The 25,086-nt window shown below is 33.6% G+C and carries 30 protein-coding genes and 2 pseudogenes; 5 read left to right on the forward strand and 27 right to left on the reverse strand.

All coding sequences use genetic code 11. From position 1 onward, the window contains the following. From CWR45_RS19455 to CWR45_RS19480, 6 genes are all read right to left on the reverse strand, one after another. The coding region (locus tag CWR45_RS19455) for an NUDIX domain-containing protein (RefSeq protein ID WP_115751485.1) at positions 1-329 on the reverse strand (329 nt) is incomplete at its 3' end. 81 nt (positions 330-410) lie between these two features. Beyond that, positions 411-617, reverse strand: a complete 207-nt coding sequence (locus tag CWR45_RS19460; protein WP_115749791.1) for a DUF4017 family protein — start codon at positions 615-617, stop codon at positions 411-413. A 196-nt stretch (positions 618-813) separates the two neighbouring features. After that, positions 814-1,248, reverse strand: a complete 435-nt coding sequence (locus CWR45_RS19465) for a hypothetical protein (RefSeq protein ID WP_115751486.1) — start codon at positions 1,246-1,248, stop codon at positions 814-816. A gap of 148 nt (positions 1,249-1,396) precedes the next feature. Further along, a complete protein-coding gene (locus tag CWR45_RS19470; protein ID WP_115751487.1) occupies positions 1,397-1,717 on the reverse strand; it encodes an inner-membrane translocator in 321 nt (106 codons plus the stop codon). Between the two features lie 116 nt (positions 1,718-1,833). Continuing rightward, a complete protein-coding gene (locus CWR45_RS19475) occupies positions 1,834-2,289 on the reverse strand; it encodes a GNAT family N-acetyltransferase (RefSeq protein ID WP_115751488.1) in 456 nt (151 codons plus the stop codon). 286 nt (positions 2,290-2,575) lie between these two features. Then, the gene (locus tag CWR45_RS19480) at positions 2,576-3,262 is read right to left on the reverse strand and encodes a hypothetical protein (RefSeq protein ID WP_115751489.1); all 687 of its coding nucleotides are present in this window, start codon (positions 3,260-3,262) and stop codon (positions 2,576-2,578) included. Positions 3,263-3,642: 380 nt separating this feature from the next. Here CWR45_RS19480 and CWR45_RS19485 point away from each other — a divergent pair, with 380 nt between their 5' ends. After that, a complete protein-coding gene (locus CWR45_RS19485; protein ID WP_115751490.1) occupies positions 3,643-3,759 on the forward strand; it encodes a YjcZ family sporulation protein in 117 nt (38 codons plus the stop codon). A gap of 310 nt (positions 3,760-4,069) precedes the next feature. Here CWR45_RS19485 and CWR45_RS19490 read toward each other — a convergent pair whose 3' ends face one another. From CWR45_RS19490 to CWR45_RS19515, 6 genes are all read right to left on the reverse strand, one after another. Continuing rightward, on the reverse strand, positions 4,070-4,663 hold the full coding sequence (locus tag CWR45_RS19490; protein ID WP_115751491.1) for a hypothetical protein: 594 nt from the start codon (positions 4,661-4,663) through the stop codon (positions 4,070-4,072). A gap of 204 nt (positions 4,664-4,867) precedes the next feature. Next, on the reverse strand, positions 4,868-5,353 hold the full coding sequence (locus CWR45_RS19495; protein WP_115751492.1) for a GNAT family N-acetyltransferase: 486 nt from the start codon (positions 5,351-5,353) through the stop codon (positions 4,868-4,870). 143 nt (positions 5,354-5,496) lie between these two features. Then, positions 5,497-6,183: a DUF2711 family protein gene (locus CWR45_RS19500; protein ID WP_115751493.1), complete on the reverse strand. Its 687-nt coding sequence runs from the start codon at positions 6,181-6,183 to the stop codon at positions 5,497-5,499. Between the two features lie 177 nt (positions 6,184-6,360). Continuing rightward, positions 6,361-6,744: a nuclear transport factor 2 family protein gene (locus CWR45_RS19505; protein WP_115751494.1), complete on the reverse strand. Its 384-nt coding sequence runs from the start codon at positions 6,742-6,744 to the stop codon at positions 6,361-6,363. Between the two features lie 775 nt (positions 6,745-7,519). Next, positions 7,520-7,834, reverse strand: a complete 315-nt coding sequence (locus CWR45_RS19510) for a YfzA family protein (protein ID WP_115751495.1) — start codon at positions 7,832-7,834, stop codon at positions 7,520-7,522. Positions 7,835-8,034: 200 nt separating this feature from the next. Continuing rightward, positions 8,035-8,202, reverse strand: coding sequence for a GNAT family N-acetyltransferase (locus CWR45_RS19515; RefSeq protein ID WP_115751496.1), 168 nt, complete (start codon positions 8,200-8,202; stop codon positions 8,035-8,037). A gap of 66 nt (positions 8,203-8,268) precedes the next feature. Between CWR45_RS19515 and CWR45_RS19520 the strand changes: the two genes are divergently transcribed. Together CWR45_RS19520 and CWR45_RS19525 are read left to right on the forward strand one after the other, a co-directional pair. Beyond that, entirely contained in the window at positions 8,269-10,530 is a 2,262-nt protein-coding gene (locus CWR45_RS19520; protein ID WP_115751497.1) for a helicase C-terminal domain-containing protein, read from the forward strand. A gap of 686 nt (positions 10,531-11,216) precedes the next feature. Continuing rightward, a complete protein-coding gene (locus CWR45_RS19525) occupies positions 11,217-13,262 on the forward strand; it encodes a S9 family peptidase (protein ID WP_115751498.1) in 2,046 nt (681 codons plus the stop codon). Positions 13,263-13,432: 170 nt separating this feature from the next. Here CWR45_RS19525 and CWR45_RS19530 read toward each other — a convergent pair whose 3' ends face one another. The 13 genes and pseudogenes from CWR45_RS19530 to CWR45_RS20585 form a co-directional block, all read right to left on the reverse strand. Further along, on the reverse strand, positions 13,433-13,885 hold the full coding sequence (locus CWR45_RS19530) for a hypothetical protein (protein WP_115751499.1): 453 nt from the start codon (positions 13,883-13,885) through the stop codon (positions 13,433-13,435). A 253-nt stretch (positions 13,886-14,138) separates the two neighbouring features. Next, a complete protein-coding gene (locus CWR45_RS19535) occupies positions 14,139-14,606 on the reverse strand; it encodes a UPF0158 family protein (RefSeq protein WP_115751500.1) in 468 nt (155 codons plus the stop codon). Between the two features lie 461 nt (positions 14,607-15,067). After that, the gene (locus CWR45_RS19970) at positions 15,068-15,241 is read right to left on the reverse strand and encodes a hypothetical protein (protein ID WP_170138921.1); all 174 of its coding nucleotides are present in this window, start codon (positions 15,239-15,241) and stop codon (positions 15,068-15,070) included. 118 nt (positions 15,242-15,359) lie between these two features. After that, positions 15,360-15,701 carry a hypothetical protein gene (locus CWR45_RS19545; RefSeq protein ID WP_115751502.1) on the reverse strand — a complete coding sequence of 114 codons (342 nt, stop codon included), beginning with the start codon at positions 15,699-15,701 and terminating at the stop codon, positions 15,360-15,362. A 338-nt stretch (positions 15,702-16,039) separates the two neighbouring features. Beyond that, the gene (locus CWR45_RS19550; protein WP_115751503.1) at positions 16,040-16,228 is read right to left on the reverse strand and encodes a hypothetical protein; all 189 of its coding nucleotides are present in this window, start codon (positions 16,226-16,228) and stop codon (positions 16,040-16,042) included. Between the two features lie 69 nt (positions 16,229-16,297). Then, the gene (locus CWR45_RS19555) at positions 16,298-16,477 is read right to left on the reverse strand and encodes a hypothetical protein (protein WP_115751504.1); all 180 of its coding nucleotides are present in this window, start codon (positions 16,475-16,477) and stop codon (positions 16,298-16,300) included. Positions 16,478-16,621: 144 nt separating this feature from the next. Continuing rightward, the gene (locus tag CWR45_RS19975; RefSeq protein WP_170138922.1) at positions 16,622-16,768 is read right to left on the reverse strand and encodes a hypothetical protein; all 147 of its coding nucleotides are present in this window, start codon (positions 16,766-16,768) and stop codon (positions 16,622-16,624) included. A gap of 228 nt (positions 16,769-16,996) precedes the next feature. Continuing rightward, on the reverse strand, positions 16,997-17,359 hold the full coding sequence (locus CWR45_RS19560) for a GNAT family N-acetyltransferase (RefSeq protein ID WP_425453645.1): 363 nt from the start codon (positions 17,357-17,359) through the stop codon (positions 16,997-16,999). A gap of 782 nt (positions 17,360-18,141) precedes the next feature. Beyond that, positions 18,142-18,566, reverse strand: a pseudogene (locus CWR45_RS19565) (GNAT family N-acetyltransferase). 441 nt (positions 18,567-19,007) lie between these two features. Next, a pseudogene (locus CWR45_RS19575) lies at positions 19,008-19,759 on the reverse strand (phosphotransferase family protein). Between the two features lie 335 nt (positions 19,760-20,094). After that, positions 20,095-20,526 (reverse strand): VOC family protein, encoded by a 432-nt coding sequence (locus CWR45_RS19580; RefSeq protein ID WP_115751506.1) that lies wholly within the window; start codon positions 20,524-20,526, stop codon positions 20,095-20,097. 188 nt (positions 20,527-20,714) lie between these two features. Beyond that, a complete protein-coding gene (locus CWR45_RS20580) occupies positions 20,715-21,017 on the reverse strand; it encodes a GNAT family N-acetyltransferase (protein WP_425453646.1) in 303 nt (100 codons plus the stop codon). Continuing rightward, positions 20,915-21,214, reverse strand: a complete 300-nt coding sequence (locus tag CWR45_RS20585; protein WP_425453644.1) for a hypothetical protein — start codon at positions 21,212-21,214, stop codon at positions 20,915-20,917. The genes CWR45_RS20580 and CWR45_RS20585 overlap by 103 nt, the downstream gene beginning before the upstream one ends. 380 nt (positions 21,215-21,594) lie before the next feature. Here CWR45_RS20585 and CWR45_RS19590 point away from each other — a divergent pair, with 380 nt between their 5' ends. Both CWR45_RS19590 and CWR45_RS19595 read left to right on the forward strand, forming a co-directional pair. Then, positions 21,595-22,170 (forward strand): TetR/AcrR family transcriptional regulator, encoded by a 576-nt coding sequence (locus CWR45_RS19590; RefSeq protein WP_115751507.1) that lies wholly within the window; start codon positions 21,595-21,597, stop codon positions 22,168-22,170. Positions 22,171-22,233: 63 nt separating this feature from the next. After that, positions 22,234-23,457, forward strand: coding sequence for an MFS transporter (locus CWR45_RS19595; protein ID WP_211315993.1), 1,224 nt, complete (start codon positions 22,234-22,236; stop codon positions 23,455-23,457). A gap of 288 nt (positions 23,458-23,745) precedes the next feature. Here CWR45_RS19595 and CWR45_RS19600 read toward each other — a convergent pair whose 3' ends face one another. Both CWR45_RS19600 and CWR45_RS19980 read right to left on the reverse strand, forming a co-directional pair. Beyond that, a complete protein-coding gene (locus CWR45_RS19600; protein ID WP_245975486.1) occupies positions 23,746-24,684 on the reverse strand; it encodes a DUF2268 domain-containing putative Zn-dependent protease in 939 nt (312 codons plus the stop codon). A 157-nt stretch (positions 24,685-24,841) separates the two neighbouring features. Beyond that, positions 24,842-25,086 (reverse strand): NUDIX hydrolase (locus CWR45_RS19980; RefSeq protein ID WP_484203130.1); only part of this gene is annotated, 245 nt, incomplete at its 5' end.

Below are 25,086 nucleotides of genomic sequence, written 5' to 3' on the forward strand. Positions count from 1 at the left end.
TTGTTGCATTCAAAAACAAATACACTGTACTCTACTTGATCACCGTTAGGATATGTAAAACGAAAACTCTCTCCACCAAATATTTCTAATAACTTATTTGGCTTTACTCTTAATCCAGTTTCTTCCCAAACTTCACGAATAAGTGCTTGTGCAGGTGCTTCTCCTGGCTCTATTGCTCCAGCAGGCAAACTCCAGTATTCGCCATCGTGAGGTTTTTGAAACAATATATCATTATCATCGTTTCTAATAATCGCAGCAACACTTGGCATAAATATTAGGTCTGTTCCAATCTTTCTACGGATTTTTTTATAATAATCAGATATCGGCATAATTATTCTCCCTTTAAGATCCACCTTTTTTATTCTACTGCCCGTTATATTGTTCTTGAACTAACGCACCAGTTAGCACAACTAGTTATCCCTATTGAAATTAGCTGTGTGATTTTTTTTATAAATATATAGTGATATCATTGCAGAAATGATTAAAACTGGTATCGCATAAACCTGTATAACTATTAATTTCCAAGCTACCGTATTATAACCTTCTGCCGCAGTAGCTAATACTCCAATAATGCAAACGATTAAATAAGCTAGTAACGGCGAAATAATAAATCTCATTTGATTTCCCCCTTTTTTTATTAATGTAGCTAAAGAGATTGATATGTTTTCTGTTTTAGTAAATTACTACCTTCTTAAACTAACCTGCCCTGTTAGCTCAATAAATTCAACTTCAATATTACCATAATTTTCATAAATAATTACTAAATATAAAGACGACCGTTTTGGTGGTTACCTTGTTTAACTATTGCACCAGTTAGCTTAATAAGAATTCTTCTTTTACTTTTGCAAAATCAGTCCATAATTCAATATCATTAACATCATATTTTTCTTTTTTTAATCTTTTTACCATTAACTCTAGTGCATTATTAAGCTGATTAATAAGATATTTTCTAATATCTATTGCAGTGATACCATCCCACCTTGAACGTGGCATCCCTATGTCAATTGTAATATATCGATATTTTTTGCTAAGTCTTAATTTTACACAACCCTCAAACTCCCAATACCATAAATCTCCGTCAACTCGCAGAATTGGAGCAAATTCATCTACTTCTTTGCAATAAATTTTATTACAATACTTATCCAGTAATCTCCTTAATTTTCTGAGATGCGGTGCAACTGCTTTATCTGCATTTACATCTCCCATTTGAGCACCAAAGGACATATAAGTGTTATCGCCCTTTTCCATTAATTCACCTACTTTTTTAACTTCGTAACAATTCAATGCTATAAACTACTATTCCTTGTTCAACTACCTGCCCCTTTAGCACAATAGCTGCCATTCGATTTCATCTTCAACTAAAGCACCAGTTAATGGAATACAAACTGATTAGATATTAAACTTCTTTAGATTTAAAGAAACTAATTATTTTAAGGGTTATCCCAATTATGAAGAAAACAATAGCGTTAGCCAAAAGGACTAATGCAATAAATGCAGCTCCGAATCCTGCCCCTTCGTGTGTACCTGTGGGGTCGAAAACTCTGCTTAATTGTAAAAATATATTTACTAAAGCAAAGAAAATGATTGGTACAAAGATGCCCATCACTATCCCAGATAACCATAGCGGTATTTTATTGTTTTTTTGTAAATAGATAGCAGTTCCATCAAATAGGAAAATCAATACCAAAAGAATAAACCATACTAAACTATCGCCCACATAACCCCTCCTAAGTACTTACTGCTGCACTATCCTGCCTCTTTACTTCGACAAAAAGGGTGCGATTTCCTTCTTGAAGAAAAGCACCAGTTAGCACAAAAAGGGCTGCTCCTAAATTAAGAGCAAACCCATTCATAAATACATTTTACCTTTTCTCCTCGCTGATACATATCGTTGTCTTTTGGGACATCAACGATTTCTAAAAGATTAGCTCCTATATGCTCACATGTTTTTCTCGATGCTATATTATCTGGATTACAAGTAATGATTAGTTTTTCCATTTCATGAGCATGTGCTACTTTCTTCAAAAGCAATACAGCTTTTGTAGCATAGTGATTACCTCTATATTCCTCATTAACTGAATAACCAACATGACCACCATAATATAAGTTTTTATTGTATCCAATTCTTATATCTATTTTTCCAATCGGTTCGGATAAACCACTTAAAGTAATATTGAAATGATAAGCTGGAACCCAGTTTTTCCCCTTATTTCCTGGTACTGTTTTTATTAGATGTAAATCAATTTCTTCACCTTTAATAACATCAAAGTCCAAAAATTCAAAACCCATCCTTCTCCTCCTAAAACTTTAATTAATCCACGTCTTGTTCCACTAACCTGCCCCGTTAATACGATAAGTTCAACAAAAAAGGCGGTTAATCCTTCTTGGATTAACGCACCCTTTAGTTTTTTAAGTGCGTTTATGAAATTTATCCTTTTTACAGTTCATTTATTATAGGAATGCTGTCTTGTTTTAAGAGTACCATAATATGCAAATAACATTAGTCAAAGAAAAAGACGATCGTTTTGTTGATCGCTCTGTTTAACTATCGCACCCGTTAGTTGAATAAGAACAATTAAAGTATTATTGCCACTAAGGCAGAAAACACAACTACAGAAAACGGAATAATATATAAACATTGCTTTTTCCTTTTAGGAACAAGAAGTAAAATAATAATTATCATTAAAGCATATAATATTTCAGTGCCAAGCATATAAAAATATTCTCCATCACTTATAAGAACCTTTTCGTATTGCATGTATTTTTCATAAAAGTTTACCGTAGAAAGATAGATTTTATATCCTTCAAATGCAATTACGGAAATTGGTAACGCTGTAATAATACTAGAAATTAAGTGATCAGCATGAGAATACCACATTATATAGGCTGGAATCGTTGATAGTAATGCAACGATGCACCAAAAAATAATATATTTTAATGGAAAAAGCTCAAGAAGTAATATTGTATATGTGTAATACGAAAATAGCAGTGAAATAAGGAATATAAAGACACGTGTTGCGGCTAATTTAGGCGTGTAAGAATATACAGCTATCAAAGTAGAAATAAATATCCATATTCCCCAGTTACTTCCGATGAATCCTAAAATTGAAAATTCGTGTGGTATTAAAGGTGAATCGAGCATTTTAGCAACGACACCCAATGTAAATCCAAAAATGGCTGAAAATAAAACAGAATATGCTTTTTGCTTTTTGCCTACTCTAATATTAGTACGTATTTTATCAGATTTTAAAAATTCACTCATAATTAACCTCGATTATTTTTTTATTTTTGTTTTTACAATGGATTGTTTAGCACAAGTTAAACATCACTCTTCAACTAACCTGTACCTTTAGTTAGATAACTCAAATTTATAATACCATAATATTCAATAATCTTTAATTAAAGAAAAAGACAATCGTTTTGATGATTGCCTTGTTTAACTATTGCACCATTTAGTTTAAGAAGAATACTTCATATCTTTCTTATATAATATTTACTTATAACTTAACTCTGCTTCTATCCAATATGAGATAAATACTATTAATTCATTCCCCTACTTATTATATATTCCATTCTTGTCTATTACGAAAAATATCCTATTACATAAAATGTATTATCTTTATGGAAAGGCGGTGATGTTTAATGAGCAGTGAATACGGCGGCGGTTATGGCGGTCATAAAGAAAATATGAATTTCGCCTTAATTGTTGTGTTATTTATTCTATTAATTATTGTTGGGGTATCTTTCGTTAAATACTAATTTATTCGTATGATAGCCGTATTAACACCACCATTATCACTCATTATATGAACTCCTTTTTATGATAGGGCACCGGGAAGTTCACTTTTTTCGGGCCCTCGTTCTTTTCAAATCTTTTTTCTCTCTTGCCTTTGCTGCATAATAGGTTTTAATTCCGATGATGGATAAGTTCCCCGCTACTTTTAACTAACCTGCTCCTTTAGTAAAAGATGATCGTCACATTGAAATTTCCTTGTTAAAGTAAAGCACCAGTTAGTTCAATAAGATCAGCGACGCTTATACAACAATCACGCCCGTTTGCTTCAAACTTTTATTTATGAGATACATCATAAAAAACGGTGGTATAGTAATCAAAACCTGCCCAGAACTCTCCTTGTAAATTACCTAACATCCTTTGCAAATCACTTCTTGAAAAATATTTTCCGTTTCTTATAAATCTAATACTCTCTTCCAAGTTCAGGAAATTATTTATGCTGTCAACCATGTATACTCTTTCTTCTCTGGAATAATCTCCTTCAGAAACAAGGTCTAACAGGGTATTTCTTGCCTGTTGTACATCGAAAAGCATTCTATCCAGTTTATCTTTGTCAATTGTTTTGGAGTCCGTGCCGATTAGCCATTCTTGTTCAAAAATCGGAAGAATAAATTGAGTTCGATTTACCGTAGGATTGTAGTTATCACTTTCTAAATCCTTTTTTAGATCCTTCTCATAGGCAGCTTTAAACTCGCCAATCTCTTCTTCGTAGGTTTTGCCGTTATGGGTTTCCGAACCAGGATGATATGTAAAGCTTTGATGGATGCTAAAAAGCGATAATGGATAATACCAAGATATGAAAGCTATGGCAAGTACAATAAATACTCCTGAACCTATCCCCCAAACCTTCCTTTTACGTTTTGTATTCATATAAATCCCCTTTATCTTCAGACTAATCCGCTTGTTCATTCAGATGGTTACATAACTATCTGGCCCCATTTGTTGAACACAAGTTAAACAAGACTCTTTAACTAACCTGCTGCGTTGGTTCAATAAGAAAAATGAGTTACCTAAGCAACCCATGATCTTAACTAAAGCACCAGTTAGTTGAAGAAAGATTTCTTCGATTTTTAATTATGACGATTTAATAGAATAAATTGCTTGCTCAGCTTCAAATCTGCTAATTGTTCGTTCTAGTTCCATACCTAATCTTTCTAATAGCCTACAAGAGGACGTATTTGCAGTTTGTGTTTCTGCAACTACTTTTGAAAGGTTTAATTCATATAAAGCATAATTAATTATCAACTGAACTACTTCTGTTGCATAACCTTTTCCCCACCAATTCGGTAAAAATTGATATGAAATTTCAAGGTATAGGCCTTCGTGGTGAGGGTCAAGAGAAACTAACCCCATAAAATTATCTGTATGTTTTTCTCTAACAACCCAATAAAAATAGTCATCACTCGAATTAAGCATTGCGTCTAATGATACTTCAATTGAATATTCCTGACGTACGCCACCAAGAAATTTTCTTACATCTTGATTTGCAAATAGTTTTCTTACATCAACATAATCAGTTTTATGAAAGGTATTAATAAAACATCGTTGTGTTTCAAACAACAAAATTCATCCCCTAAAATTGAATTTAATTACTAAAATTATACTCTCTTTATTAATTGTTCTTTATTGAACAAACCTGCCCCTTTAGTTAAAAAGGACCGTCATATTGACGATCTCCCTGTTATACTAAAGCACCAGTTAGCTTAATTAGCTTTTGAGTACCAGTTAACATATGTATTTTTGTCACATACAATTGCTTCCCAATTCTTCGATTTAACAATGTCGTTTATGTTATCATCTTTTAACATAATTATTGTAATAAAAGAGTCAAAAACATTCATAAATGCAAAATCCATATTTTCATCCGTAATCATTAGCTCATTAAGTGAAAGTTCACCTGCCTCTAAAGGATTTATGTTTTTTATTTCTAAAACACCACTTTTATCTAACAAAGGGTCTGAGTAGCTTAATTGTGTTGCCCCTTTTGAACTAAGGACATCTAGTAAGTCAGTAATTAAAAACACCGTTGGGAAATCTTCATAAGGATAATATAGGTCGCTTTTAATACTTGAATTTAATTCCTCAGCTAAATCTTCTCTTGCATATTTTCCCCTTAATGCACCGGTAGAAGTTTTTAATGCAATAGCCAACTCCTCAAGATTTTCCAAACCACTTTGATGTATCATTGTCTCCCAACTGACTGGTTTACCACTTAGTAAAATTTCTTCATCAGTTGGGTATATATGTTCATATTCATTCTTCCGTTTATTTTGTTCCCACCGTAAAGGCATTTGGATAAAAGGATGAAGTAATATTGCTGCTGATTTAAAATTTCTTGGTATTTGTTTTACTATTGGGGATTTATCATCTAACCAAATATAATCTAACATCTATACATCTCCTTCTGCTTTAAAGGGTTTTCTTGTTCAACAAACCTAATCCGTTAGCTCAATAGCTGCCGTTCGATCTCTTCTTCAACTAATGCACCCGTTTGTTGAATAATACATTGGACATCGATATTCTTATAATATCGATGTCTCCCAAACTTTCTTTCAATATTTATTTCCTTAGCTGTAGTCTTCGATTAGTAGAAATTTTTTATCTTTAAACTTAAATACCGATTTTCCTTTAAGTATTAGTTTTTCTCCAGCTTTAAGACCGTTCGGTAAATCTGTTGCTAAAGTTCCTTCATAGTTAATCTCAACTTCTACTTTATCATCTATGATCGAGTAATTGTTTATGGTTTGAAGTCGATGTGAAAATATCTTTTTTGATTGTTCAGCCAATTGGCGAAATTGCTCAATTCCCTTTGTCTCAACATTAATTACCCCATTTAATATGTTTCTGAATTCAATATCCTTATGCAAATGTAGCAACATCCCATCAACATCAAAAGAGTTGTACGCATTCAAATAACTTTGAATTAAACTTTTTATTTCGTTGGAGTCCATAACAATTCTCCTCTTATTTTTTTGACGTAAAGAACAATTTCTTATTTACTATTCTTCCTTTATTAATTTTATTCCTTCTTCAACTAGCTATTAACTGTTCTCAAATTATTGTTATTCAACAATCTGGCCCGATTGTTGAACACAAGATAAACACCACTCTTCAACTAACCTGCCCCGTTAGCTCAAGAACCTAAAGCAATAATATCATAATTTTCTGTAAGTGTAGATTGAAGAAAAAGATCGTACCAGACGACCTTCTTGTTTAACTATCGCACCCTTTAGTTTAAGTACGCTTATTCACAAACCTATCCTTTTTACAGTTCATTTATTATAGGAATGTTGTCTTGTTGTAAAAAAAACGACTGCTCTTATTTGCAATCGCCCTCGTTAGCTTTATTTTGACTAACTACTTCACCAAATGTTCCCTATTAAGCGAATTATCATTCTTGGTATAAACATTAAGATGTTCCAAACAACTTCAAATATAAACTCAATTAGGGTATCTTTAAAAAAGCCGTCTCTATTTCTTTTTTTATTTTTCATCCTCTAACTCCCAATTAATTAATCGTTGTTTAACTATCCTGACTCGGATTAAGAATTTCAGTCCTTTAAATAAATTCTACTTTTATTTTCTATTTCCTTCTTCAGCTCTGCCCCCATTAGTTAAAAAAGACCGCCGTATAGACGATCTGCTTATTGTGCTAAAGCACCAGATAGTTTAAGAACATCTTTTCACAAACTTTATTCATTTTTAATTACCAATATATTTATTATTCTAGTTAGAGTTAGTATTATGGTAACTTGGCGAAAATACGTTTTTTATTGCACTTATTATTCCGGGCACAAGAAAAAAGATGCCAAAAAAGAGAGTAAGTAAGTTGAATTGTGGTGTTTCATAGAAAGTAAACCACTCTATAAAAATTGACGATTCAGTAATTCTCCCAAATAATGTACCATCAATATCCCTATAATTAAGTATCCAACCTGTCGCTTCAAATATAATAAAGATTATCTGTGACAATAAAAATACACCAATAGAAGACACCCAATATCTTTTCAGAAATGGAACACGTTTTTGTTTACCAGCCAAGTATAATCCCTCCTTGAATTAATTACCATCTATGAAGATATACAAAAAACTAAGGAATAAGATTCAAAATCAACATCTTTATTTTCTTAAAAATTCTGTTTTCTTATTAAACTACTAACCTGCCCCTTTAGTAAAAGAAAACCGTCACATTGACGATCTCCTTGTTTAAGTAAAGCACCCATTAGTTGAATTACAATTGATTATACTCTGTTTGTAATAGTCCATTTAACATCGACATCTTCATAAACATTTTGTAGAAGTCTATTTTGCCTTAATGTTCCTTCTAATTGTAATCCTGCTTTCTCTAAAGCAACTTTTGATCCTATATTTCTTGATTTAGCCGCAGCCAAAATTTTGTTTAATTTCAATTGTTTAAACCCAAACTAATCCAATCTCTGATAAACTTATGCTAATGAATAATATTAGGTGATAAGATGACAAACGTTGTGGAAGTTTCAGTTAGAAATTTAGTTGAATACGTGTTTCGCAGTGGCAGTATTGAGTCCGGCTTTCGCACTGCTGAAACAATGACGGAAGGAACTCGAATCCATCAATTAATCCAAAAAGGCTACAAGGAAGAGGACAAAAAGGAAGTATTTGTAGAAACAGAAATTCCTTATGAGGACTTCATTGTTCAAGTGGATGGGCGTTGCGATGGATTGCTTTATGATGGAGATTCCGTAACCATTGATGAGATAAAATCCACTGTACATGATTTGGATGATGTTCGGGAAGATTCCCACCTGGTCCACTGGGCACAGGCTATTTTTTATGGCTACATTTATGCCGGGGATAATGATTTATCTGAGGTGACGATTCAACTTACATACGTTCAAGTTAAGACGCTCGAACAGAAACATTTCCATCGTGTGATGAACTATGAGGAAATGGAATCCTTCGTTTATAATGTAATTGAGGAATATGCTCAGTTTTTAAAAGTGAAGATAAAGCATAAAATAAGACGAAATAAGACGAGTAAGACTCTTGCATTTCCGTTTGAAACCTATCGCGTAGGCCAGCGAAAACTTGCAGGTTCCGTCTTTAAAAGCCTTGTTGACAAAAAGACATTGTTTGCAAGTGCCTCTACCGGAATTGGCAAAACGATTTCTACTATCTTCCCTGCTGTTAAAGCAATCGGCGAGGGCAAATTAGAGAAGATGTTTTATTTGACTGCCAAGACAATTACAAGAACAGCGGCAGAAGAAGCATTTCGGTTATTAATTGATCATGGCCTGCATATCCATGTGTTGACCATAACTGCTAAAGACAAGATCTGCTTTCAGGAGGAAACGATTTGTACAAGTCTGGATTGTCCTTTTGCAGATGGTTTTTATGACCGGATCAATGGGGCTGTTATTGACATTTTGGAACAGGAAAAGATGATAGACCGGATGATTATCGAACAGTACGCTAGAAAGCATCGGGTTTGTCCTTTTGAATTTTCCATTGAATTGGCTTATGCAGTAGATGCCGTCATTTGTGATTATAATTATATTTTTGATCCGAGAGTCTCGTTGAAACGTTTGATGGAGGATCAGAAAAAGAAAACGGCCATACTCGTGGATGAAGCGCATAACTTGGTGGATCGTGCGAGAGAAATGTATTCTGCAGAAATTCATAAATCCGTATTTTTACAGGTGAACAGAGAATATAAAGGCAGACCACTTGCTGCAGCCGCTAAAGCGATTAATGACCACTTATTACAAGTGAAGAAGTCTGAGGACTATTTACGAAAGGACTTGGATACGGAGCTCGTAGCGTTATTTGAAACATTTATCATCGAAGCCGAGGCAGAGCTTATGAAGAGTGAGCATGAGCTATTGTTGGATACGTATTTTGCTGCCAATAACTTTGTAAAAATAGCTCAAACTTACAATAATCAATTTGTTACTTATGTGGAAGTGCAAAAAAGTGAAGTGAGAATGAAATTATTTTGTCTCGACCCGTCCGAGCAGATTCTAAAAACAGGAAAGGGCTTCAAAGCAAGAATATTCTTCTCAGCCACGTTATCCCCGGCAGGTTATTATAAAGATTTACTTGGCGGACAACCGGATGATTATGTAGTCTCTATTCCATCTCCTTTTGCAAGGGAAAATACAGAAGTAATCATTCAACCGCTTTCGACGAGGTACAGGGATAGAGAGAAGACAATGGAGCCAATGGTACACTTTTTCAAAAAGGTGATCGATAAGAAGCCCGGCAATTTCCTGATTTTCTACCCGTCCTACCAATATATGAGAAATGCATATGAACAATTTACCGGTCATTATCCTAACGTATCTACGATTATTCAAGATGCGGGAATGTCTGGAGCGGAAAGGGAAGAATTTTTGGCGGAGTTTGACTCGGAACGTACCACTAGATTGGTGGGATTTGCAGTACTTGGAGGAATCTTTTCTGAGGGTGTGGACTTAAAAGGGGACAGATTACAAGGTGTCATTGTAGTTGGAGTCGGAATGCCACAGATTGGTTTTGAAAGAGATATTATAAAGAATTACTTCCAATCGGTTGGAAAGAATGGCTTTGACTATGCTTATGTATATTCCGGGATGAATAAAGTACTGCAAGCAGGCGGAAGACTGATACGAACTGATTCTGATACTGGTGTCATCGCCTTAATTGATGATCGGTTTTTACAGAGGAAGTACCAAGCATTGTTACCATATGAATGGCAGCATTATACGATTGGTCTGTGAGTTGTAAAATCCCCCCGCTGTTATCTGTTAAGCTATTTCCACTTCCGATTGGTTCCTTAAAGTTGAAATGGCAGGTAAATGAAGAAACGATAGGCCACTCAACATGTTGTTATATGATATGTTGAGTGGCTTGTTTGGTCTGGTGGAGGCAGAAGAACCGCTTCTATGTTTTTCCGACCTGGTAAAGTCCCCTATCTTGTGCTTCAATGTTACCCTTCTTTCACTAAACTCCCCGATATCAAATATCGCTATTTAATACTTCTAAATTAAAATAACTTCTCTAGCACACTTTTTATCTCCTACCTCTGTTTAAAAATATTATTATTTATTTCACTAAACTGTTTCTACCTTTAGTCCTTAACACCTTTGAATATGTAGCTAACAATGAATTGTAATTACTTATTTTGTTCCCCGCTTCTGATCTAAAATTTAACAATTCCATACATATTCATCCCTAAATTTATTTTACATAAAACCTGCCTTATTTATTTAATACAACAAAAGACAGCAGCGCTTCTCCTTCCTTTGAAGATACACACCCGTTTATTCTTTAATGTTTTCGAATAAGAGCATCTAATCTACCACCTATTTCAAGAGTTTCACATTTTACAAGACAGCAGGTAAATTCTAACGTATGATTAATAATAGCTACTAGTCTTATTATTTCAAATTGAAAGGAGAAAATAATGAAACCACCTACAGCAAAGCAAATTCCATATAAGCACCGAATACACGGGGATATCCGGGAAGATCATTATTATTGGCTGAAAGATCGAGATAACAAGGATGTCATCAACTACTTGGAAGAAGAAAACCAATACTATGACCACATCTTGGAACCGCTGAAAGAACAAACCGAGGAAATCTTCGATAGTATGGTACAGCGTATTCCGGAGACAGAAGAAAAAGTGCCTGTCCAGCGGGGGCCTTACTTCTATTATTCCCGATTGGAAAAAGAGAAACAGTATCCGATATTCGCTCGGAAAATTGCAGCAAACCGGGAACAGCTGGATAAAGCAAAGGAAGAAATTGTGCTCGATGTCAACGAACTCGCACATGAAGATGAATATTTAAATGTAACAGAGAGGCGGATTACTGCTGACCACCGCCTGCTTGCCTATTTGGAAAACCGGGACGGATCCGACCGTTACACACTCTACATAAAAGATTTGGAAACAGGGAGTCTCTTGGAAGATCAGATTCCGAACGTCTATTTATTCGGAAGTATCGAGTGGAGCCGGTCTGGTCAATATATTTTTTACATCATCATGGATGAAAATCAGCGGCCATATCAGCTATGGCGCCACCGTTTAAGTACAAGCAATACTGATGATGAACTTATTTACGAAGAAACCGATCCAACATTCACCTTATTTATTAATACATCACAGAGCGGAAAATTTATCTTTATTCAATCCCATTCAACAGAAACGACCGAATTCCGCCTGCTAGACACGGATCTGCCAGAAGACCCGCCAAAGCTCGTGGATGAACGCAAGCATGGAGTCATCTATGATGTCGAACATTGGGAAGACGATTTACTTATCTTAACGAATGAAAATGCACTCAATTTCCAGTTGCTGCGGTGTCCGCTTGATAATCCCGGATTGCGCGAGCCAGTAATCAATTACGATGGGAAACGCTTCCTTCAAGCGGTTTACCCTTTCCGTGATGCACTGCTTATTTTTGGACGCGAGAAAGGGATGACACAGATTTGGAGATTTCACGATGGAAAGCTAGAGCAATTTGCATGGGATGAACCGATTTACACGGTGTCTGTAGTCGGTAATCAAAGTTATACAACAACAGAAGTGCTGATTGAATATCAATCGTTACTTACACCGCAAACAACTTTTGCTGTTGATTTATCTTCAGGTAACACGCAGCAGCTGCAAGTTGCTCCGGTCAGTGGAAATTATGAGCTTTCCTCCTACCGGCAAAAACAAGTGTGGACCACTGCAGAAGATGGCGTGAATATACCGATGATGATGGTCTACCACAAAGATGCCTTCCTTACTGGACCAGCTCCATTAATTCTTGAAGGATATGGTTCCTATGGGGCCAACAATGATCCTTATTTTGATCCGTACAGTATTCCGCTTTTGGATAAGGGAATCGTCTTTGTGACAGCACATATCCGTGGCGGTTCGGAAATGGGCAGAAGCTGGTATGAAGATGGAAAGATGCAGAAAAAGCGGAACTCGTTCACCGATTTCATCGCAGCTGCAACCTATCTTATTGACGAGAAATATACAACCTCAAGTCAATTGGCAGCACGTGGCGGGAGTGCGGGAGGCTTGCTTGTCGGAGCTGTAGCGAACATGGCTGGTGAACTCTTTAAGGTAATCGTTCCGGAAGTGCCTTTTGTTGACGTTGTGACAACAATGCTTGACGATACAATTCCATTAACGACATTGGAATGGGAAGAATGGGGAAATCCTCAAAAATTGGAAGACTATTTTTATATGAAATCTTATAGTCCTTACGATAATGTGGAAGAGAAAAAGTACCCGCATATGTATGTTACAGCCGGACTTAATGATCCCCGCGTCGGTTATTTTGAACCGGCCAAGTGGGTCGCACGGCTTCGAGAAAAGAAGACCGATGACAATACACTTGTACTGAAAACAAACATGGGCGCCGGGCACTTTGGGGCATCCGGACGTTTCAATCAGCTAAAAGAAGAATCGGCATACTTAGCATTTACTCTGGATAAGATAGTCGTTGACTGAGATTGAGGAATGATAGAAGAAAAGTAAACAAATCCTCTAAGACTGATTGAATCACATTACACAGGTAAAAGATGACTAGAATTGAATCTTGATGTCTAAGAAGAAATCCCAGATAATTGTATAAGAGCAACGCCATATTATGCGTTGCTCTTATTAAACTTTTGCACCTTTTAGTTGAATAAGGTATTTATTTGAAAATACTCCGTTAGGGTTACTTTTCTACCATCTTTATCCCATTTATGATATTCATCAAAAACTAACTTCACATCGTTATTAGCACGAACTTCTACTAAAAATTTTACAGCAAGATAACTACGCCAATAATCAAACATAATACTTGATAGACTACCTTGATATGAACTGCTACCAAAGTCTGCTAGTGAATGATTTCCATATTTATCTTTAAAGGCTTCAACTAACTCCGTTTCTGCATTTGTTATTTCATTGAATTCCTTTTCATTTAATAATATTCTTCTAGGTAGATAAAAGCAAATACCTTCCTCGAACCATATATCATCTTCTCTCTCATCATCAAAATCATCTAAGAATAAATTAGAATAATGGGTAACATCTCGATATTTTTCGTACTCCTCTTTCTTTTCAAAAGCATATATTTGCTTCATGAAAGTATATCCCCTTTTTCAATATTTTTGTTAAACTTTTCTGCCCATTCTGTTTAATAACTCAGTTTAATTTTAACATTAAACTCCACTTCCTCCTTATTGTGTTAAAGCACCATAGTTTAAGTACAATATTTCACAATTTTTCCTGGAAAAAGGCTACCGTCGTAATGGAAAAATATCAAAAATCATAAAATGACATATGGTAGACAGAAAAGGTGATTACACTTTGGTTCAGTAATCGCCCCTGTCATTTTTATTCAATAAAGTTTATCTTATTTTTCTGACACCATTCAATCGCAATTTGTTTAAAACTCTCGTCACGGTATGTATACCATTGCCCTTCCATTTCAAAATCAATTATTTTGTCCTTAAACCTTCTGAAAGCACCCTTTCCCTTGATTGCCCTTAAGAAAGATTCCTGCTTCCGTTGATCTCTTACTGTTAAGCAAAAGTTTTCCATTATTTCATATTCATTCACTTCATATTTAGTAGGTAACTCTATATAATTTTCAAAGTTTTCAACGACATCAATTGCAATCTTTCTATTTTCTTGTTCCCATTCAGGTAAATGATCAAATGGTTTTTCGTCTTCAACAGCACTCAAGTCCTCCGATGTCACTAACACTATTTCACCCGTTTTCATATTTAATAATGAAAGTGACTCTTCAAATTGTATTTCCATTTCTTCAATTATATCTTTCAGTTTGACTCGTATATTCACTATTAGATCACCTTTTTTATATTTGACTAATGCACCAGTTACTTTAAGTAGATAGTTTCACATACTAATCAACTTTCTAATAAGAGAAACTAATATCCGTATGGTTCTCCTTCTATTTTAAGATATGATTGTTAATCGATATTGTGTTGTCATTCTTCCATTCCACTTCAACTAATAAATTATTTATTTTTATGAATTTCAATTAACTTTCTATATATTGTAATTAGTAAACCAATAATTACACCACATAAAATTACAATTATAAAATAAGGAGTTAAATCTTCGTTAAGTACGGCAATCATAACAAAAAATAACACAATACTGGATATAACACTTATAATTATATTTAAGAATATATTCAAATAAATCCTCCTATAAATCTTGTTAAAATAACTTCTCGTTAGCATAATAGCTTCAAAAAAAAGACGGTTAATCCTTATTGAATCAACGCACCAGTTTGTTTAAGATGATTGTTTATCTTTTTTTCTGCCTTTAACAATAAAACCCGCAATAAGAAAAGATCCAAGTGCTATAATTTTGATAATAATTTTACTTATAGTTCCTATGTCATAAATAGTTAGTGAAAACAGTATAGCTCCAAATATAATAAATAGAATTGCAAGAAGCCATTTCAAGCTATCAATCCTCCCCACTATGGACCAACTATCTTTTTGGATTTTTCTGTCCTACTTTATAAATTCACTAAAAAAGGGTAATTCTCCTTCTTTAAGAATTGCACCAGTTAGTTGAATATCAAAAGTTCCCAAAGTATTGAAGAATCAACTGAAATAATGCTATGGAAAGTCCTAAAAGACTAGCCTTCATTTTAGAAGGATGGTTTCTTTTGCTTAGAAACAAGTATAAGAAAACGACTACAAATCCCAAGGGAATCCATAACTCAAAGACACCTTCTTCTGTACTACTAGAAAAAATTGGAGTAATATAAGTGCTAATCAAAAAGTAAAAAAAGACTGTAAAACGCCGTGTTTCTAATCGCTTGCTCCACCTTACTAAAAAGAAAATAATTATTATTGCAATAATTGTAATGTGTAAAGGGGGTAGAACAATAGCAAAATCGCCAAATTTGAATTCCATTATACCTTATCCTCCTTTAGTCGAGATCGATAATAATATAATATCCAAAACTCTCTTCGAAGGAAGAGACGAATGCTTTGATTATTGACTTATTTAACTCTTGCACCAGTTAGTTAAGTGAATCATTCCTATTTTCATTCAAATAATTTATGATTCCATATAAATGAAATACAGTAAATACAACCACTATGCTCCAAGCTATTGGATCACCTAAAGTATTGATTTCCATTATACCTTATCCTCCTTTAGTCGAGATCGATAATAATATAATATCCAAAACTCTCTTCGAAGGAAGAGACGAATGCTTTGATTATTGACTTATTTAACTCTTGCACCAGTTAGTTAAGTGAATCATTCCTATTTTCATTCAAATAATTTATGATTCCATATAAATGAAATACAGTAAATACAACCACTATGCTCCAAGCTATTGGATCACCTAAAGTATTGATATTAAACAATGCAAAAACAATTATAGAAAATCCAATCAATGATATTATTCTATTTGCAATCTCAGATTTAAACATTTTATTTCCCCCTTTGTTAAATAATGCTGCTCCTATAGCACAAGATAACTTAATGAACAATTGCACCAGTTAGCTTAATAAGAATTCTTCTTTTACTTTTGCAAAATCAGTCCATAATTCAATATCATTAACAACATATTTTTCTTTTTTTAATCTTTTTACCATTAACTCTAGTGCATTATTAAGCTGATTAATAAGATATTTTCTAATATCTATTGCAGTGATACCTTCCCACCTTGAACGTGGCATCCCTACGTCAATTGTAATATATCGATATTTTTTGCTAAGTCTTAATTTTTCACAGCCCTCAAACTCCCAATACCATAAATATCCTTCAACCCGCAGAATTGGAGCAAATTCATCTACTTCTTTGCAGTAAATTTTATTACAATACTAATCCAGTAATCTCCTTAATTTTCTGAGATGCGGTGCAACTGCTTTATCTGCATTTACATCTCCCATTTGAGCACCAAAGGATATGTAAGTTTTATCGCCCTTTTCCATTAATGCACCTACTTTTTTAACTTCGTAACAATTCAATGCAATAAACTACTATTCCTTGTTCAACTACCTGACCCTTTAGCACAGATCGATCTCATATTCGACTATTGCACCAGTTAGTTTAAGTACATTTATTCACAATCTTTCCAGTAACATATAATTACAAAGTAAATGATGTTAATTTTATGTCATATTCCAAAAGAAAAAAGAGTCCAAGAAACTAAAGCACCTCGTTCAAAGGTGCTTTAATTGTTGCTTTTATTGAGTTTATATTAGCTTATACAGATAGTATTCATTAACAGGCTTTCCGTTTATTATCAAAGAATGTACTCTTTCTCCTTCTAAAATAAAACCCATCTTTCTATATAAGTTGAATGCTTTTACATTATCTTTTATTACAGTAAGCTCTAATCTTGAAATTTTAACTTCTTTTGCCCATTTAAAAACTTGATTGAATAGTTTAGTTGCTATCCCTCGACCTTGATATTCCTCAAGGACACCTAAGACAAGATACGCAGAATGTCGGTTTCGTTTTAAATCCCCACCTAACGTTGCAATAAACCCAGCAATATTGTTTTCAGCTTCCGCAACAAAGATAATGGAATTCTTCTCTGAAAGAATTCTCTCTATCGATTATCTTTGCTGTTCAACATTCGTTTTTCTTTCTCCAGGTTCAAACAACATAAAGTCAGACTCATCAATTTTCTTACTTAACTTCTACAAAATTTTCTGCATCCCTTACTGCAATCGGTCTAATTATCATTGTGTTTTCCCCCTTTGTTTTTACCATTTTACCATCAATATACATTGCATAGAGGGCAATTATCGAAGATTAATAATATCGTGGTTTTAAAAAGACCCTTATTCAACTAAACTGCTCAGTTACAAAATAACTACTTTCCCAATAATATTTTCAGAAGAAAATGACGACAGTTTTGAAGATCGCATTGTTTAACTATTGCACCAGTTAGCACAATAAAATTAAAGCTTAACTCATTTGTCGGTGCTGAAAATTAGTGTCACTTTCCAAATGATTGTTTAGATTTTTTATTACGTTATCAAAAAAAGCAATTTCTTCATGGATTGATTTTTGCAGCCCAATATCTTCACATCTGGCTACTTCATCTTTCAGTCTATCTAAGTGTCTGATAAATAGCTGTAACTCAAAATTCTTTGCAATAGGTACCCACCCCCACACTTAACAAACAATAAAACTTATTCTATAAGTTTATATACCCAACCTTACCATTCATCAATACCAATAAATTAATGACGGTTTTCTTTTTGAATAAATATTGACTTTTTCTTTTCAAATTCTTCGTTAGAACCACAACTCTAAGTTATGACGCTTTAAAGATATATAAAGAGCCGAATTAAATTCTACTTGTTGTTTAACTAACGCACCAGTTAGCTTAATAAGATTTGTTCCATTCGTGTTCCAAAACACTATATATTAATGAATCTCGCCAGCCATCTTTAATAAACAAAATTAACAGAGTTGCTGCTTCTGTTGCTATTCCTTTTCCCCAATGGCCCGGATTAACAATATAAGCGACTTCTCCAACTTTGTTAGTGAAATCCCTAATGTTAAACTCTCATTATATATGATTGCAAAAACAAATCTTGTCCTTGGTACTTGTGTTGAGTTTTTTATCACTTGATTCACAAAATTCTTAGAGTCTTCTTCTGTATTCGGTCCCCAAGGTTGGTATTGACAAACTATATCCTGTGATGCGTAATTATGTACATCAATCCAATCACTTTCGGTAAATTCCCTTAATAATAACCTATCATTTGAAAGACTAATCTTAGTGTGTCCGATTATAATCTCCTCCAATTTTATAACCTTTTTCCGCAGATCTTCTCTTTAGTAAAATGAGACCGTCGTATTGACGATCTCATTGTTGAAGTAAAGCATCAGTTAATGGAATAAGAAAATTTTCTTTATAAATGCCATTTATTTATATTTTTTGTCCCTAGCTTCAAAATAAATTGGAACCCAAAAGCCACTAGTAATCCAGTCCAAAAAATTACAGAAGAAGATAAGAGATTACTAGAGAATAACAAATTATAAGTTTGGTCTATGAATAAAATCAACATATAGGTATAAAAGCCAAGTATAGCACTTTTATTCCAGTTATCTGATTCTGTTTCAGTCATACTCTTAAATAATTTCATTACTACACCCTTTCGTCTCCAAAATAAACTAACATAATTCTGATTGCCTTATCCAACTCTTGCACCAAATAGTTTAAGTGAACTTAAACACATAGTGATATCATATTAAGGGGCAGTAGTAATTTATTATCTCTATAAGTCGTTCTGATTTCTCAGATGAGACATTCTCAGATAGTCTTGCTCCTGCAATGATAGGTGCCCATTGAAAAACATCAGAAATTAGAAATCCACTCTTTTCGCAATACAGTCGCAAATACATATCAGCTAATTCAGATGAAAATTGGGAATATAAAAGATAAGTACGATATATATCGGCACGAATATCTCCCGCACTCGAGTCCACCCAATCTAAAACTACGATTTGGTTATCTGCTTTAATCAAATTAAACAAATGAAAGTCACCATGGCAGAGCCTATTGTCGTATGTAAATGAATCCAATTTCTTTAACAAATAAGATTTTTGATTTCAACTAAATTATTTGCTGACTCAATTTGTTGGTATAATTTATCATACATTGGTTCGATTGCGTCAGGAATAATGCTATGAATTTCAAGTTGCATATCGATTGAAAGACTCAAGTAATATTCTGCTTGTTCTTGGTCTTTGAGAAATAAATCTCCTAATGTATCTCCTTTTACATATTCCATTATAATTACTTGTTTTCCGTTTACCTCGGTAACGTCTAATACCTTAGGTACAGGAATGCCACGTGAATAGGCAAATTTTTGCTTCTTTGCTTCATTTATGGATTCAGTATCGGGTAAAAAATCGTTAAAAACTTTATAAATTTTATTGTCATAAAGATAAATCTTTGAAGTATTTCCTTTAGCTATTGGATTACCTAAATTCATTGGTTCCTCTCCTATAATTTTAGTAACCTGCACCTTAATACATTCAACAAGAAAGGGTGCTTATCCTTCTTTAAGAAAAGCACCCGTTAGCCAATCATGAAGCGCAATATCAGCACTTCACCACAGAGAATGAACGTTTGTTTTTATGTCTATAATGGCTTTTGGGTACATTCACAACAATCTTGTCTCAGCATTTAAAAATCACAAAATGCTGGGTCTAGTTTGTTTTTGTCTTTTTTAGCATTTTCGGATGTAAACTTTCATGGTAGTTGAAGTAGAAAGAATCACAAACACTGGCCTATGACATCCTTTAAAAGGATACTTTCAACTCACTATCAAAATGAAATCATAGCTCCACGTTCATCGAATACTGAGTCTGGGTTCCAAGCAATCTCCCAAAGGTTGTTTTCGGGGTCCGAAAAATAAGCTGTTCTTCCTCCCCAGAAGGCATCACTTGGTTCTCTTAAAATATTCCCACCTACTTTTCTAATAGCATAAATTGTTGTATCCACTTCATCAGGTTTATCTACGTTTATGGCAAAAGTCACACCCCGAAATGTATCTACGCTTTCAGTAATTTTAACTCCTGCATCCTTAGCCAATTCCTCAATAGGGAATATTGAAAGAATTACACCCGCCGTTTTAAAAGCAGCGTAATTATCAGAACTTGTCTCTGTTTCTTCCCATCCTAAACTTTTATAAAATGAACGTAAAATTGGCAAATTGAATGCACCAATAGTAATCAAGCTAACTCTTTGCAATACCATTAATATTACCTCCATATTTTTATTATGTAATAATTTCAACAAAATGTTTAATAATCCTTCTTTGGCAATCCTGCCCCTTTAGTACAATAACTTCTACGTAAAATAGCGTTAATCCTTCTTGAATTAACGCACCAGTTTGTTGAACAAGCAGTGCTTTAGCCTAGTTGGAGTCTAGCTAGCAGGGACCGTTATAAAAGTTTTACCATCTCGTATTCATCAACAAATTCACCATCAATAAATAGTGAATGTCTCTTTGTACCTTCAATTTCAAAACCCATTTTTTTATACAGCGATAAACCTGGTTCATTCCGAGTGACTACCGATAATTCTAAACGATGTATATTATGGTTAGAAGCCCAATGTTCCAGTTCTTCAAATAGCTTTGTGCCTATTCCTTTCCCTCTATAATCCTGTAAAATTCCAATAACAATATAAGCAGAGTGTTTATTTCTCTTAGCATCCCCCCCATAACCAACAAGAATCCCACCAATTCGTCGTTATCTTTCTCAGCAACAAGTATAGTGGAATTCTCTTTTTGTTCAATACTCTTTATCATCTTTATTTGTTGTTCAATTTGAACGTTTCTTTCCCCTGCTTCCCAAAGCATATATTCTGAATTTCCCTCAACTTGCTGAGTAAGGTTGGCGAGTTTCTCTGCATCTGATATCTTTATTTCTCTAATTATCACTACATTTCCCTCCTATAAAACTTATTACTTAGAGTATTTATTTTTTGTTTAACTACCCTGCACCTTATGGTATAAATTCAACAAATAAGGTGCTTTATCCTTTTTTTCCTTATTAAACTAACCTGCCCCGTTAGCTCAATATCTCTGCACATTAATAATGACATAGTATTCCAAATATTATGTTGGGTTTTCTAGAAGAAAAAGGCGATCAAATTTAATGATCTCCTTGTTTAACTAAAGCACCAGATAGTTGAATAAGAAATGAGATGCTCCTTCAACAATCATGCCCTTTATCGCAAGACTTGATTTCAAGATAAGTTTTTCTGGACTTATCGTTCCTAAATCTTTATACTGATTTATATGAATGGGGGTGTTGAAAATTGGGTAGAAGTATTAGTTTTAACAAAGAATATGCTTTGGATAAAGCTATGTATTTATTTTGGGAAAAAGGCTATGACGCTACATATATCTCAGATCTGATTGAAACGATGGGAATAAGTCGGTCTACTCTCTACGATAGCTTTGGAGATAAGGATGAACTATTTAAACTGGTTTTAGAACATTATAAAAACTATGGCTATCAAAAGAGAAATTTACTTTTCAGTGGTATAAACACTAAAGCATCACTTAAATCCTTTTTTTATCAACATATTGAAAAATGCTATTCAGATGACATTCCCAAAAGTTGTATTATTACTAATTCTTCATTGCTTATTGGACATATTGATCCTTCCATAGAAGAAATACTTCTAAATGATTTTAATGAACTTGACAAAGTATTTAAGCAAGTTATTGAAGAAGGAAAAAATAAAGGAGAAATTTCACAAGAGGCTAACTCTGAATTAGTTGCATATTCTTTATTAAGTGTAAATCATAGCATTAATTTAATGTCCAGATATAAAAAAGAGAAAAATCTAGCCTATAATCTAGTGGATAAGACTATTGCAGACATATAGTCTTTCTTTTTTAAGTATTTTGGAACGAACGTACCAAAAGAATAAAAAGAATAAAAAAGAGGAATGATAAAGTTGACTAAAAGGACAAATTTCCTAATATTTATTTTGGCAATTAGTTGTGGTTCACTTGCTGCTAATATTTATTATGCACAACCAATTGTACAATTCATTGCAAAAGATTTGAACATCTCTACTGATTTATCTGGATTGCTCACTACCTTGACACAAATTGGGTATGGCTTGGGATTATTTTTTATCGTACCAATGGCTGACTTATTTAAAAGTAAGAAAATAATAGGAATTCTTATCGGGCTTACTATTATTTCATTAATTGGTACGCTAATTTCGACAAATGGAATTGTTTTTTTAATATTAACAACCATAATTGGTATTGGAGCCTGTGCAGCTCAAATGTTAGTTCCACTAACAATGAGGATTGTGCCTATTGAAGAGACAGGTAAATATGTGGGTAAAGTGATGAGTGGTTTATTGATTGGGATTATGATTGCTCGCCCATTATCTATCGGAATAGCTGACTGGTTGGGCTGGAGAATGGTTTTTCTTTTTTCATTAATAACGCTAGTTGCCGTATTACTGTTAATTATAAAATTTTTACCAAACTATGAAGTAGTATCGCCTAGTAACATGTTATATCCAAATTTAATAGCTTCTATGGTGAAGCTACTAATAAATACGGCTCCTTTACAACAAAGAGCTTTTTATCACGCATGTTTATTTGCAACATTTAGTCTTTATTGGACAATACTCCCAATTTTATTAAGGTCTGAGCCATTACATTTTTCAAATAATGAAATTGCATTAATTGGCTTTGTTGCAATAGCTGGAGCTTTATTAACCCCTACTATCGGTAAAGTAGCAGATAAAGGTTATATTTTTACAATGACTAATGTATCAATGTTGCTCGTTCTATTATCTATCGTACTATTATTTTTTGTTCAAGATCATTCACTATTCAGTGTAATATTAATCCTTATCTCCGGAATTAGCATTGATATTGGTATATCAGGAAATTTATTATTAGGTCAAAAAGTTATCTTTGGTCTGAATCCTGAGATAAGAAACAGACTTAATGGATTATATATGACTATTTTCTTTTTGGGAGGAGCCTTTGGTTCTTGGATTGGAAGTTATACTTACTATAAATTTAATAGTAAAGTAACTTTACTCATTGGAACAGCTTTGCCTTTAATCGCCTTATTAGTACATTTAATAATAAAAAGTAATATAATAAATTTATCAAAAACCAAAAGTAAATACATTTCTTAACTATTAATGTACCCCAGAAGTTAGAGTGGAAATCTAATTTTTGGGGTACATTTGCATTATCTTCTACATGAGGAGCAATTAATCATTATTATTGCTAATCTTTATCTGTTTTGGTCTATACCAAAAATAAAAGTATAACTAAAGCATCTCATATATTTCTCGATTTATTGCATAATCCTATTCCCCAATTATTCAGACCATTACTCGAAGAAGAAAAGGCATTATCCCTGTTCAAGTAAAGCACCAGATAGTTTAAGTACAATATTTCACAATCTAATTAGATAATCATTATCTGTAATTAGATAGATATTCTCCCTCTTCAATAATCTCATCTGCACTCCTCCCTAGCCATTCTATCGGTTTCAAATCAGGATTTTTATCTAGATATGACTTTACCATTTTGTAACCTTCACTATATCCATATAAATATGGCAAATTACCGCTACCAATTAAGATTTCTAAAGAACGTTCTAAATCTTCCTTATATAAATCTGGCTCAATCATCTCCCAAAATACTAAGATATAGGAAGGGTAAATTGGAATAGTATAGGAACTTTCAGGGTAAACAAGTCTTTCAAACACTACTGCTTTCCCTTCAAAAACCAAATTATCAAGGACTGTAGAAGTATCTTCGGGTTGAAAAAATTTTTCTGTCCAAACGCTGTGATGGTATTCGTGAGCAATACTTGCTTTAAACTCTTCTTCTGAGTAAAATTCATTGTAAAGAGCAATTATCTTACCTGAACCAACATTGACCATAGCAGGAACATCCTCTTCTACAGTTGGAAATACACATACTGTAGTCTCGATTTCTGTTGATAACAATTTTGAAGATTTGTTTAAAGCATCTATAATGGCTTCATTTATGTTTTCTGTTTCTATATCCTCTATAAGTTTTTCAAGGTTTTTAAAATTACTTGGGGCTTCGTTCAAAATAAAATCAACCATATATAGGTATTCACCATCCTCAAAACACATATCATAAACGGGTTCAATAATCATATTTTCATACAACTCTTTTATTTTTTCTTGCTGCTGTTCTTGAGATGCTTTATCAATAAACTCATTGTATAGTTTGTGAGCATTAACGATTTGAAATGGTTGATTAGTATCTGGATGCATTGTTCTAATGACAATATCATCATCTTCTTCACAACCACTTAATATTAATAGTATGAAGATGATGACAATAACAACTGGCTTAATACTTGTTTTATTAAGTTTCAATACTTGCTGCACCTCTCCTAAAGATATATTTCCTCCAATTCTTCGATTAATACTGTTCTACTAAACTGCCCCGTTAGTAAAAGAAAACCGTCACATTGACGATCTCCTTGTTTAAGTAAAGCACCAGTTAGTGCAATAAGAAATAGAATTTTTATTTCTAAAGCCAGTTATTTTCCCATTGAAAATAAGCATTATCTGAAGCTGATTTCTTAAATATAAAGTCTGGATATGGTAAAGCAAGTTTCGGTTTACTTTCCTCTTTAATAAAGGCTAGATCGGCTGATTCACCATCAATCGGGGTCAATTCCCCACTTACTATATTGTTGCATTCAAAAACAAATACACTGTACTCTACTTGATCACCGTTAGGATATGTAAAACGAAAACTCTCTCCACCAAATA

This window comes from Oceanobacillus chungangensis (assembly GCF_003369565.1).
GTDB classification, from domain to species: Bacteria; Bacillota; Bacilli; order Bacillales; family Amphibacillaceae; genus Oceanobacillus; species Oceanobacillus chungangensis.

Coding starts and splice junctions, on each gene's coding strand:
- CWR45_RS19595 (WP_211315993.1), top strand. CDS start 22,234: ATGATAAAGTTGACTAAAAGGACAAATTTCCTAATATTTATTTTGGCA.
- CWR45_RS19475 (WP_115751488.1), bottom strand. CDS start 2,289: ATGGGTTTTGAATTTTTGGACTTTGATGTTATTAAAGGTGAAGAAATT.
- CWR45_RS19465 (WP_115751486.1), bottom strand. CDS start 1,248: ATGGAAAAGGGCGATAACACTTATATGTCCTTTGGTGCTCAAATGGGA.
- CWR45_RS19505 (WP_115751494.1), bottom strand. CDS start 6,744: ATGGACTCCAACGAAATAAAAAGTTTAATTCAAAGTTATTTGAATGCG.
- CWR45_RS19550 (WP_115751503.1), bottom strand. CDS start 16,228: ATGTTTAAATCTGAGATTGCAAATAGAATAATATCATTGATTGGATTT.
- CWR45_RS19555 (WP_115751504.1), bottom strand. CDS start 16,477: ATGCCACGTTCAAGGTGGGAAGGTATCACTGCAATAGATATTAGAAAA.
- CWR45_RS19460 (WP_115749791.1), bottom strand. CDS start 617: ATGAGATTTATTATTTCGCCGTTACTAGCTTATTTAATCGTTTGCATT.
- CWR45_RS19530 (WP_115751499.1), bottom strand. CDS start 13,885: ATGAAGCAAATATATGCTTTTGAAAAGAAAGAGGAGTACGAAAAATAT.
- CWR45_RS19545 (WP_115751502.1), bottom strand. CDS start 15,701: ATGGAATTCAAATTTGGCGATTTTGCTATTGTTCTACCCCCTTTACAC.
- CWR45_RS19485 (WP_115751490.1), top strand. CDS start 3,643: ATGAGCAGTGAATACGGCGGCGGTTATGGCGGTCATAAAGAAAATATG.
- CWR45_RS19520 (WP_115751497.1), top strand. CDS start 8,269: ATGACAAACGTTGTGGAAGTTTCAGTTAGAAATTTAGTTGAATACGTG.
- CWR45_RS19490 (WP_115751491.1), bottom strand. CDS start 4,663: ATGAATACAAAACGTAAAAGGAAGGTTTGGGGGATAGGTTCAGGAGTA.
- CWR45_RS19525 (WP_115751498.1), top strand. CDS start 11,217: ATGAAACCACCTACAGCAAAGCAAATTCCATATAAGCACCGAATACAC.
- CWR45_RS19480 (WP_115751489.1), bottom strand. CDS start 3,262: ATGAGTGAATTTTTAAAATCTGATAAAATACGTACTAATATTAGAGTA.
- CWR45_RS19500 (WP_115751493.1), bottom strand. CDS start 6,183: ATGTTAGATTATATTTGGTTAGATGATAAATCCCCAATAGTAAAACAA.
- CWR45_RS19580 (WP_115751506.1), bottom strand. CDS start 20,526: ATGGTATTGCAAAGAGTTAGCTTGATTACTATTGGTGCATTCAATTTG.